The organism is Periweissella beninensis, assembly GCF_016908275.1.
GTDB lineage: Bacteria > Bacillota > Bacilli > Lactobacillales > Lactobacillaceae > Periweissella > Periweissella beninensis.
Window position 1 is genome coordinate 1 of sequence record NZ_JAFBDN010000034.1, and the last position, 11,255, is coordinate 11,255.

The 11,255-nt window shown below is 35.8% G+C and carries 9 protein-coding genes and 1 pseudogene; all 10 read right to left on the reverse strand.

What is annotated here, in order from left to right; all coding sequences use genetic code 11:
* Positions 1-390: 390 nt before the first annotated feature.
* Positions 391-1,788: a replicative DNA helicase gene (gene dnaB, locus JOC59_RS08445; RefSeq protein WP_205144331.1), complete on the reverse strand. Its 1,398-nt coding sequence runs from the start codon at positions 1,786-1,788 to the stop codon at positions 391-393.
* Positions 1,789-1,867: 79 nt separating this feature from the next.
* Positions 1,868-2,314 carry a 50S ribosomal protein L9 gene (gene rplI, locus JOC59_RS08450; RefSeq protein WP_205144332.1) on the reverse strand — a complete coding sequence of 149 codons (447 nt, stop codon included), beginning with the start codon at positions 2,312-2,314 and terminating at the stop codon, positions 1,868-1,870.
* Between the two features lie 12 nt (positions 2,315-2,326).
* Entirely contained in the window at positions 2,327-4,324 is a 1,998-nt protein-coding gene (locus JOC59_RS08455; RefSeq protein ID WP_205144333.1) for a GGDEF domain-containing protein, read from the reverse strand.
* 175 nt (positions 4,325-4,499) lie between these two features.
* Positions 4,500-4,739 carry a 30S ribosomal protein S18 gene (gene rpsR / locus JOC59_RS08460; RefSeq protein WP_168721843.1) on the reverse strand — a complete coding sequence of 80 codons (240 nt, stop codon included), beginning with the start codon at positions 4,737-4,739 and terminating at the stop codon, positions 4,500-4,502.
* Between the two features lie 18 nt (positions 4,740-4,757).
* On the reverse strand, positions 4,758-5,273 hold the full coding sequence (gene ssb, locus JOC59_RS08465; RefSeq protein ID WP_205144334.1) for a single-stranded DNA-binding protein: 516 nt from the start codon (positions 5,271-5,273) through the stop codon (positions 4,758-4,760).
* Positions 5,274-5,328: 55 nt separating this feature from the next.
* Positions 5,329-5,616: a 30S ribosomal protein S6 gene (gene rpsF / locus JOC59_RS08470; RefSeq protein WP_205144335.1), complete on the reverse strand. Its 288-nt coding sequence runs from the start codon at positions 5,614-5,616 to the stop codon at positions 5,329-5,331.
* A gap of 183 nt (positions 5,617-5,799) precedes the next feature.
* Positions 5,800-8,985 (reverse strand): AAA family ATPase, encoded by a 3,186-nt coding sequence (locus JOC59_RS08475; RefSeq protein ID WP_205144336.1) that lies wholly within the window; start codon positions 8,983-8,985, stop codon positions 5,800-5,802.
* 1 nt (position 8,986) lies between these two features.
* Positions 8,987-10,153 carry an exonuclease SbcCD subunit D gene (locus JOC59_RS08480; RefSeq protein WP_205144337.1) on the reverse strand — a complete coding sequence of 389 codons (1,167 nt, stop codon included), beginning with the start codon at positions 10,151-10,153 and terminating at the stop codon, positions 8,987-8,989.
* Between the two features lie 146 nt (positions 10,154-10,299).
* Positions 10,300-10,863: a TetR/AcrR family transcriptional regulator gene (locus JOC59_RS08485; RefSeq protein ID WP_205144338.1), complete on the reverse strand. Its 564-nt coding sequence runs from the start codon at positions 10,861-10,863 to the stop codon at positions 10,300-10,302.
* Between the two features lie 52 nt (positions 10,864-10,915).
* A pseudogene (locus tag JOC59_RS08490) lies at positions 10,916-11,122 on the reverse strand (hypothetical protein); the annotation flags it as partial.
* Between the last annotated feature and the right edge of the window lie 133 nt (positions 11,123-11,255).

An 11,255-nucleotide genomic window follows, 5' to 3' on the forward strand; every position in this document is an offset into this window, starting at 1 on the left:
TTACAAAAAAACAACTAATCCAAATTATGAATTAGTTGCTTAATAAATTAATTTAATTATTTAGTCTATCAGTACCATTTGACAAAGAGCCTAAATATTTACTTTTTATTAACGACTTAAAATAGCTAGTTAATATATCCAAGCCTACCATTTTTTATACACAAGGTGCCTAATGCCACTACGCATGTTGCTTTAATTATTTAAAACCCTACTATATAACCATATTGCTAAGTTTATTTACTTTTCCACAATTATTTAAAATGGTGTTTTTACCCAAGCTACTAGGTTTCCTGTGTATTATCCAGTAATTTATTAACAGGTTATCCACAGTTGTGGATAACCTACTGACTTTTATTCTTTTTGCTATTATTCGGTTTCTATTTCTTAAATTTAACTTTGTGGTTCGTCAACATATGCTAATGAACTAAATTTATTATACGACTTAATGAATAATAATTTTGCCGTACCCCGGGCCCCTGACCGATTTTTTTCAATTATCACTTCAATTGGCCCCGCGTCATTTTCTAAAGTATCACGTGGATCAGTCTGTGAATCATCACTATCATTATCATCACGATCATAGTAATCATCACGATACAAAAATGCCACAATGTCCGCGTCTTGTTCAATTGAACCTGACTCTCGAATATCTGATAACACTGGTCGTTTATCTTGCCGTTGTTCAACACTCCGCGATAATTGTGATAAAGCAATTACGGGCGCATTTAATTCTTTTGATAGTTTTTTTAAAGCCCGTGAAATATCCGAAACTTCTTGTTGCCGATTTTCATGATTATTTGACTCAATTAATTGTAAATAATCAATAACCACCAAGCCAATTTGGCCTTGTTCTTTTTCCAGTCTTCGTAATTTAGCTCGAATATCTGAGATTTTAATGCCCGGTGTATCATCAATAAATAGCTTTGTTTGAGCCAATGTTTGCATTGCAACCATTAGATTTTGCCACTCATCCGTCTCCAAATTACCTGTCCGCATATGATTTGAGTTTATGCTTCCTTGTGAGGCTAATAGCCGTTGAACTAAGCCACTAGCACTCATCTCCAACTCAAACATTGCAACCACTGCCCCAGACTTCACAGCAACATTTTGTGCAATATTTAAAACAAATGCTGTTTTACCCATCGCAGGTCGCGCCGCAATAATAATTAATTCACCAGGATGAAAGCCTGTCGTCAACTTATCTAATTCAGCATATCCAGATGGTAACCCTGTCACAATTTCATTATTTTGTGAATTAGCTTCAATTTCTCTAAATGCTTCATTCAAAACGTCTTGAATATTTAGGAAATCACTAGTTATTTTATTTTCTGCAATTTTTTCAAGCTTAGTGGTTATATTCGCTAATAAATCATCACTATTTTGTTCTTCTGTAAAGGCATCTGTAATACCTGTTGTCATTACATCAATTGCACCTCTAAGAACAGCCTTTTCTTTAACAATTTGAGCATAATAGCCAATGTTAGCTGCAGTTGGTACCGAACCTGCTAGCTCAGCTAAGTAAGCAACACCGCCAATGTTTTCTAGGTTACCTTCACTGGCAAGGCGGTCTTGTAATGTAACCGGATCAATTGGTCGCCCATCATTATCTAAATCTAACATAGTTTTAAAGATTAACCGATGTGCTTGCCGATAAAAATCAGTTGGTTGTAAATATTGTGCTGCTTCTGCCAAAGCATCTTGCTGTGTTACACTCAAAAAAATGGCACCCAGAACTGATTGTTCTGCCTCAACATTTTGTGGTGGTAAGCGCATTTCGTCATTATCCATGTCAAAACCTCCTTTAATCTGAATTAAAAGAACGCAACTGATTACTGATCAGCCACGCTCTAATTTAAGTTAATTACGCTTATTCACTAACATGCACACGAATAGTTGCTTCTACTTCATGGTGTAATTTAACTGGCACATTCGTATAACCAAGTGAACGAATTGGTTGTTTCATTTCCATTTTCCGTTTATCAATTTTCAATTTAAATTGTTTCTGTAAAGCCTCAGCTACTTGTTTTGATGAAATCGCGCCAAATAAACGGCCATCTGCACCAGCCTTTGCATTAATCTCTACAATCGTCTTTTCAGCTTCCAATTTAGCTTTTAATTCTTTGGCAGTATCAAGTTCAGCTTGTGCCTCACGTTGTTTAGCCTTCGCTTGCCCTCGAACCACACTCATTGCTGAATTATTAGCAATTGATGCTTGCTTATTTTTAATCAAAAAATTCGCATAACCATCTGGAATTTCTTTAATATCGCCCTTTTTGCCGCGACCTTTAACATCTTCTAAAAAAATGACTTTCATGCTTGCATACCTCTATATTTCTTCATCTTTTAATAACTCGATTAACTGCTTTCGTACTTCACTAACGGTCCTATTTTCAATCTGCGTTGCGGCATTTGATAAATGACCACCACCGCCCATTTTTTCCATCACAACTTGCACGTTAATTTGTCCTGTCGAGCGTGCGGAAATACCAACCTTACCATCAGAACGTAACGTAATGGTAAAGGACTGTTCAACTCCAATCATCTGTAATAATGAATCAGCAGCTTGCGCAGCCACTACATTATCATAAACAACATCATCTTCACCGATGGCAATGGCTGCATTATCAATGATTTCAACTGATTCAATTAAATGATTTCTTGCCATATAGCTATTGACATTTTCTTTCATAAACTGCTGAATTAATGCTGCATCTGCACCAGCCGAACGCAAATAACTAGCCGCATCAAATGTTCTCGTTCCTGTTCGTAAGGTAAATGATTTGGTATCAATCTGGATCCCGGCTAATAACGCAGTTGCTTCAATCCGATTAATCGGATCTTGTTCCTTATTCTGATACTCAAATAACTCAGTCACTAATTCTGCTGTTGATGAAGCATAGGGTTCAATATATACCAACATTGGATTTTGGGGAAATTCTTCCCCCCGACGGTGATGATCAATAATAACCGTACGTCCACTTAGTTTATGATACAACTGTGGTTCCATTGAAATAGTTGGTTTTGAATGATCAACCATAATCAACAAACTATCCTCTGAAGAATTAACTAATGACTCCTCATACGAAATAAATGCTTGATTATCAACTTCAGTTTTTTCAACTTGTTCTAACAACATTTGTAAATCACTGTGCACATTGGTCCGGTCAAGAATAATTGAAGCTGGCTTATTGTTCATTTGTACAATTCTACGTAAACCCAACGCAGCACCTACTGAGTCCATATCAGGATTACTATGACCCATAATGAAAACTTGATCTGCTTGCATAATTAACTCGCTTAAAGCTTGTGAAATCATTCTTGCCCGTACACGCGTGCGCTTCTCCATCGGGTTACTTTTTCCACCATAAAAGCGGGCATCAGCATTACTTGCTTTGACGACCACTTGATCGCCCCCTCGCCCTAGTGCTAGGTCTAAATTAGCTTGTGCTTGTTGCGCAAGTTTAGCCAAGTTATCCCCATTATAGGCAATTCCAACACTTAAGGTGACTGGTAAGTTTTGCTTTGATGTTGTCTCCCGAATTTTATCTAACACTGAAAATTTATCATTTTCAGCACTCAATAACCCTGCAGCATGGCCTAAAATAAAATAATGCGTTGCATTCAGCCGACGCATATACATTGCATGTGCTTCCGTCCATTGCGTTAACTCCTTGGTCACATATGATCGTAATGCTGATGTTTCGGAATCATTTAGTCGTTCAGCAATTTCTTCATAATTATCAAGTGACACCATGCCAAATACTAATTTTTCATCATAATAACGTTGTTCAATTTCCGCATATTGTGTAACATCCATCATATAAACAACGCGTAAATTTGATTGGACATATAACGAAAATCGCTTACCATTCCACGTAATTTCAACATTATTGGTTGACTCACGCTGTGCTTCAATTAGCTCTGCTAAATCAGGATTAGTTATTTCTAGCTGTTTACCAATAATATATTGATCAGCAAAGAACTGTTGCATATATGGATTAATCCAACTGACATCCCCTTTGTCATTAAATAAAATAATCCCTAATGGCATTTGAATTAATGCTTCTTGTTCACCACGCTCGATTCTAAACGATAAATCCGAAATATACTGTGTTGAATCTGCACTGATTTGTTTCAAAATTTGGATAATGGATATTAAAACACTAATTTCAATTATTAAAAAAACCCATCCAAATATTATTTGTGCAAAAAAAGCCGCGACTAAACCAATCACCGCTAAACAAGCAATGAACCCAAATAAAATTCGTATTCTACTATTTTGTAAAAATTCTGGTAATTTATTGACATTAAAGAATCGTCTCACGATTCATACCCCATCAATCTTTAGATATTCTTAACGTCCATTTTACCATATTTTAAAAATTTAGTTCTGCTAGCTACGTAATAATTTTAAATATTTCGTTATTTGCACTCCAAAACTGCAACAAAAAACAGTACTTTGCTCAATATAAGCAAAGTACTGTTCTAAAAGACATTAATTAGTCTTCAGCAACGAATGGTAGTAAGCCCATGATACGAGCACGCTTAATAGCGGTTGTAAGCTTACGTTGGTTCTTAGCTGAAGTACCAGTAACACGGCGTGGCAAGATCTTACCCCGTTCAGAGATAAAACGTTCCAACAATTCTGTGTCCTTGTAATCAACATATTCAATGTGGTTAGCAGCAATGAAGTCTACCTTACGGCGACGACGGTTACCGCCACGACGTTGTTGAGCCATGACAAAATTCCTCCTATTTTAGAATGGTAAATCATCATCTGAAATATCAATTTCTTGACTATTTGCAGCAAATGGATCCGTACTTTGATTTTGTGTGTTGCCACCAAAATTATTCCCACCATACGAATTACCATTATTTGATGATGTGTTAGCATTATTATAATTACCATTGTTGCTAAAATCATTATTATTATCACTACTGCGATTAGTATCGTTACGTGATTCTAACAATGAGAAGTTTTCAACAACAACTTCAGTAACATAAACGCGATTTCCTTGCTGATTTTCGTAATTACGAGTCTGCAAGCGACCTTCAATGCCAATCAAAGAACCTTTGTGGGTAAAGTTAGCTAAGTTTTCAGCTGCTTTCCGCCAAATAACAGCGTTAATAAAATCAGCTTCACGCTCACCTTGTTGATTAGTAAATTGGCGATTTACTGCAATAGTAAATGAACCAACCGCAGTACCACCTTGCGTATAACGCAATTCGATATCACGAGTTAGCCGACCAATTAAGACAACGCGATTAATCATAACCTAATAATGCTCCTTTCACGTATAACATTAACGCAATTGATATCAATGAGTATTAAGCTTCACGCTTAACAATCATGTGACGCAAGATGTCTTGGCTGATTTTAGCCAAACGGTCAAATTCGTTGATAGCCGCGTCATCGTTTGCTGAAAAGTTAACTACGTGGTAAGTACCTTCACGGTAGTTAGCAATTTCGTAAGCAAAACGACGAGTTGACCAGTCCTTTGAATCAGCAACCGCTGCACCGTTATCAGTCAAGATTTTATCGAAGCGTTCTACCAATGCAGTCTTTGCTTCGCTATCCAAATCAGGACGAATGATGTAAGTTAATTCGTAAGTCATTTGAACTGTTCTCCTCCTTGTGGTCTATGACTACTTATCTGTTAAGTAGTAAGGAAGTGCTCTTTTGTTAAAGAACACTAACAATTAAGTATAGTACCATTTTTTCAACAAATGTTCAAGCGATATGCCGCATTTGTTATATAAATACTATACGCAGTATTTTTATCAAAACACAATTAATAACTACAACAAACTATATGTAATTGTACTTTGCCCATCACCGGCCTTTTTTATCAATAATTGTTGACCTATTTGTTCCTGCATTGAAGTTACATGTGAAATGACACCAATCATGCGCCCACTTTGTTCTAAATCAGCAAGTGTTGCCATTGCTTTAGCTAATGTTTCTTGATCCAATGCACCAAATCCTTCATCAATGAATAACGCATCAATAGCAACGCCCCCTGCCTTATTTTGAATTACAGCAGCTAACGCCAACGCAATGGCTAAAGCTGCTAGAAAACTTTCACCACCCGATAATGTTTCAACTGATCGGTATTCATTAACATCGTTATCATACACTTCAATTTCTAAACCAGTTTGATTACTACGACTTGCTTTTTCTTGTTTTAATCTAAATTGATATCGGCCATTTGTTAGTTGCCCTAAGTAGTTGTAATTTGCATATTCTAAAACTTCTAATAAATAACTTTGTAAAATGTAACGTTCTAGTGGTAAATTTTCTAAATTATTGCCATTAATGACCCCAGCTAATTGGCTTATATCCGCCAATTCTTGCATTTTTTGTCCCTGTTTTGCTAAAATTTGCGTAATTTGTTGATCAATTTTATTCAACACGTTTAACTGTGTTGTCTGTTCAAATAGTCGCTGTTGGCATGTTTCATGTGAAACTTTTGCCTCTTCCCGATTTCGCATTAATTCTGTTAAATCCGGCAATGTTTGCTGATCAATTTTTTGTGTTAATTCCTGAATATTTCGCTCAGTTTCTTCAAGCCGCGTTTCATATTGCTTAATTTTAGCTACCAATTCACTAATTGGATTTGCCTTCATCGTATCATTCATTAACTTACTGATTTCGCTAGTGGTTAATTTACCTGGTGCACTTAACAAAATTTCATTTTCCCATACAGCTTGCTTAGTAACCAATGTCTGTTGTGCATGCTCCAAGTTATCTTGTAACGTTTTGACCCTACTTAAACTTGTTGCTTCACTTAATTTTAGCTCTTGTAATTTGGCTTGTTGCTCTCTTAAAGCTTTTTGTTGCTGGTTGATTTGATTTTCTAGCGTAGTAATTTCATTTTGAACACTTGTCTTATCCAATGTCCGCAATTCTGGTTGTTGCTTGTCTAGACTAGTTAAAACTTGGTTGGTTTGTTTGCTATTTTGTTCAATTAATGTATTAGTAGCACGATTTGCAGCAATTTTTTGTTTTAATTCATCAATTACTTGTGTACTCTTTTGTTGCTTTTCATTTAGTTTCTCAATCTGTTCAGTAGCATTCCTCAAATTATCATTGACTAGTTTAAAACTTGCTTTACCACTTGTTGCATCAAATTTTTCAGACCAGTTAACATTTTCAAAATTGCCAGTTAATTTTTGCAATAAACACTGCCAACCATGCTCAAGTTGACTATTTTGCGTGGTTAGTTCTTCAGTAGTGGTGGTTAGTTTCTCAGCATTAACACGTTTTTCCTGCTCAACTTGTGCTAATTCTGCCTTTTTTTGTGGTAGTTGTTGTTCAGTTTTTTCTAACTGTTCAATTGCTACTTTAATTTGTTGATCGGTTACTAATGCACCTGTGGCGCTGTTAGGATGTTCCAATGCACCACAAACTACACATGGCATGTCATCTGTTAGTTCATTTTGCAATTGTTTAATCATTAGTGTTCTACGTGTTTTTCTTTGTAAAGCTATTTGGCGCTCCAATTTTTCGATTGTCTTAATTAATTCACTTGCCTGTTCACGTAATGTGTCGCTTTTAATTTCTAATTGGTGCTTTTCATCTTTTAAAGTTACTATTGCAGTCGCTTGACTCACTAAATCGTTAAAGTTTCGTAGTGCTTCATAATAAAAGTCTTTAGTTGCTAACTGAGCACTTAGTTCTTGTTTTTCAACAATCATTGCTTGCTGTTGCTCTGCTTGCGTTGTTAACTCCTGTTTCAAGATACCTTGCTGCTCCATTAAGACAGCTAATTGCTTCTGATTCTCACTCGTTACGCTTAATAACTGATTGCGTTGTTTAAGTGCTGGTAAGGTGGCCGTTAATAATGTCTGTTGCATGGCTTGCATTTTAGCAATATTAATATCATTTGCCTGTAATTTGTTAAGCTTAATTTCCTCTTTTTTTATTTCACTACTTATCTGCGTATAAACTTGGGTCTCTTTATCCAATGCCGTTGTCCCTGTAGCGCTTTGTTGTGCTAACTCAGCGAGCTGTTGATACAAATTCAGGTTATTTTGGGCCCACTGATATTTAAGTAATTGTTGTTTAGCCTTATTTATGGTTCCTGCTGCTGCGGTTAGCTCTGCTTGCTTTTCTTCTTGGTTTATTAACTGATCATAGACATTTTTTAATTGCAAACCTTGCTCATATGCTCTGGAAACACTTACTAAGTGATTGGCCGTATTATCAGTATGTTCTTTAGCTGCCGCAACAGTTTTTTCTTGTGCTCGTATTGCCTGGGTTAAAACATTTTTTTGTTCTGTTAAATCACGGGCCTCTTTAAATTGTTCAGCTTGTTCAACACGCCACTCGATACTGCTAAATAAGGTTTTTAACTCCATTGACAATGTTTCTGCATCTTTATTTAAACTTTTTTGCCGTTCTTTTAATTTATCCATGAACGCCCGAAAATAGCCCGTCCCAAATAGTTGCCGTAAGATTTCCTCTTTTTTATCACTTTTAGCTGCTAAAAATTTTTGAAATTGAGCTTGTGGTAATAAAATTATTTGCCGAAATTGCTCAGCTGTTAAGCCCAAAAGCTCACTTAAGAATAGATTTACTTCCGTTTTTTTAGTAAAGCCCATCCCAATTTCCTGCTTATTCACACTATCATATTCAGCAATGCTAGCTTGCGCTTTTTCGATTTTAGTACCACTAGTTCGCTTTTTAGCACGCTCTTGTTGCGGTGACCGAATTACTAGATACCTTTTACCTTGATGTTCAAACTGAAACCTAACTTCAGTAAAGTCTGTGGCTGATGCAAAATCAGAGCGCATTTCTTCTGGTTGACGACTACCACTTCCTACATCAAATAGCGCATATGTCATTGCATCAAAAATGGTCGTTTTCCCAGCCCCTGTTGGCCCACTAATTAGAAATAGTGGGACATTCGTAAATTTAGAAAAATCAATACTAGCGTGTTGGTACGGGCCAAAATAATCCATTTCTAATTTTAAAGGTCGCATGTTATTTCTCCTGTTCCCGCTTTAATTCGACTAATATATCTTCAATAATCTGTTGTTGGTGTTCATTAATTGTTTGTTTAGTAACATCTTGATAAAATTGGCCAATTAGTGCCGTCTCACTTAATTGCGTCCGCTTAACCATTTTTGTCATTGCTTCAGTTGTTGATTTAGCCGGCATATATTCAATCTCAACAATATCACCATATATTTGTTCTAAATTTTGACGAACATTTTTGACCTGTGGCCGATCAAGTATTTTTATACTAAAAAAGGCTTGGCCTTTATGTGGATATTGCTTATAAAAGGTGGCTGTTATCAAATCTGTATAAGTTGCTTTAATAACTATCAGATCTTTTAATGGTTTAATTTCTGCAAATTCATATTTAATCGCCCCACTTTTTGGTACATCAACAATATAGACCCCTTTCTTATTCTTAGCTTCTTTTGTATTAAATTTAACCGGCGAACCACTATACCGCATTTTCTGATTAGGCGAAGCTTGCCATAGGTGCAAATGTCCCAATGCAACGTAGTCAAAGGCTGTTAGTAAGTTACTATCAATACTCTTTAACCCCCCTACAATTGAAGTTGTTTCTGATGTTAATTCATAGTCTTGATTATCCTGTCCCTGGACATTAAAGTGTGTCACTAATATGTGGCGTTTCTCCGGCTTAAATTGCTTTATCATATCCGCAATCACTCGCTGCATTGCTTGATTGATTGTTCTTAAGTTACCACTTTCAATTGATTCATGATAATAAATACGTGCGTCTTGGGGATCAAAAAATGGTAAGAGAAACACTTGGCATTCGTCATTTTCAATTGGGGTAAAAGCTTCGGCGAGCTGCGTATTTAGATATAATTCATTTTTACCAAACCACGAACGTGCAAAATTTAAGCGATTAGCGCCATCATGATTACCAGCAATTGCATATATTGGTAGCCCAAGCTCAATATTTAACTCTTTTAACATTTGATCAAATGCACCGATTGCTCTTGTTGCTGGAATTGCACGATCATATAAATCACCGGCCACGATTATGCCATCAACTTTAGCCTTTTTCGCAATTGCTTTAATTTGCCTAAAAGCATCTTTTTGAACTTCTAATAAATCATACTGATTAAGCTGTTTACCAATATGCCAATCAGCTGTATGTAAAAATCTCATCTTAGCACCTCAATTTATATCATAGTTGTCACTTACTGCTAAAACCGTTATCAACAACGGTTAATAGTAGTTCACTAGCATCGCACCCAAAATAGGACTGTGGTTTGTCCAGTTGAACAAATCACACAATCCTATTTGACGGTCGTTTATTTTAAAATTCCTTGTAAAATTATTTTATATAAACTCTGTAACGCACTCTTAAATTCTAATTTATGCTCTTTTAAATAATTCACTTGGAGCAATTGCCGGCTCGTTTGTTGAATTATCAATAAAACCAATTGTTGTTCGGTTGTACTTAACTTTCTGACCTCTGGATTATTAACTAAAATGGCGTATAAATTTGCACCGATTTCATCTAGTTTTAATTCAATTCGCGCCCATTGTTTAGGGTACCGTCTCGCAATTTCATCCCCATGTTGTAAAAATTTATCAACATCATAAGTATGCGGAAAATTATTAATATACTGATTTAATATTTCATTATTAGGAATTTTTTTTTGCGCTAAAATAGCTACATCACTTGCCGCCACATTCATAAAAATGAAATCAATTGTTTGATCAAGCATCGTAGCTTTATTACTAAACAATTCATAAATTGTTCGCTTACTTACTTTTAAATGCTGGGCCAATTCTGCAGTTGTAAAGTTTGGCCCTTTATTTCCGATTAATTGTACAATTTTTAAATAAATTTGCTTTTCAGTATATTTCACAACCGGCCTCCAGGTTTTAAAGTTTTCTTTAAGTATACCTGTTTCGCTTAACCTATTCAGCATTGTCAGTAAATTTATCCTGCAATGGATACGTTAAACACATTGCACTTGGGATAATAATTGGTAAAATTACTGCTAAAATTACTGCTAAAATTACTAAACCAATCATCACAGCAATGGCGACCTGAATTAGGGTTAACACACCTGACGGAATTAATGCCGCAAAAGTACCACCTAAAATAATAGCAGCTGATAACACGGTTCTGGTGCAAAATTTTTCAGGTAAACTTATTTTGAGTATAATTAGCCTAAAAAGCGAGGTAGCGATGATGGAAAATTATTTTAAAGGGCGACATTTCCAAAAAGATATTATTTTGGTAGCCGTTGGCTAC

Excerpts from the sequence above, each read along its gene's own strand:
- rpsF (WP_205144335.1), bottom strand. The coding sequence starts at position 5,616 with ATGACTTACGAATTAACTTACATCATTCGTCCTGATTTGGATAGCGAA.
- dnaB (WP_205144331.1), bottom strand. The coding sequence starts at position 1,788 with ATGGATAATGACGAAATGCGCTTACCACCACAAAATGTTGAGGCAGAA.
- JOC59_RS08480 (WP_205144337.1), bottom strand. The coding sequence starts at position 10,153 with ATGAGATTTTTACATACAGCTGATTGGCATATTGGTAAACAGCTTAAT.
- ssb (WP_205144334.1), bottom strand. The coding sequence starts at position 5,273 with ATGATTAATCGCGTTGTCTTAATTGGTCGGCTAACTCGTGATATCGAA.
- rpsR (WP_168721843.1), bottom strand. The coding sequence starts at position 4,739 with ATGGCTCAACAACGTCGTGGCGGTAACCGTCGTCGCCGTAAGGTAGAC.
- rplI (WP_205144332.1), bottom strand. The coding sequence starts at position 2,314 with ATGAAAGTCATTTTTTTAGAAGATGTTAAAGGTCGCGGCAAAAAGGGC.
- JOC59_RS08475 (WP_205144336.1), bottom strand. The coding sequence starts at position 8,985 with ATGCGACCTTTAAAATTAGAAATGGATTATTTTGGCCCGTACCAACAC.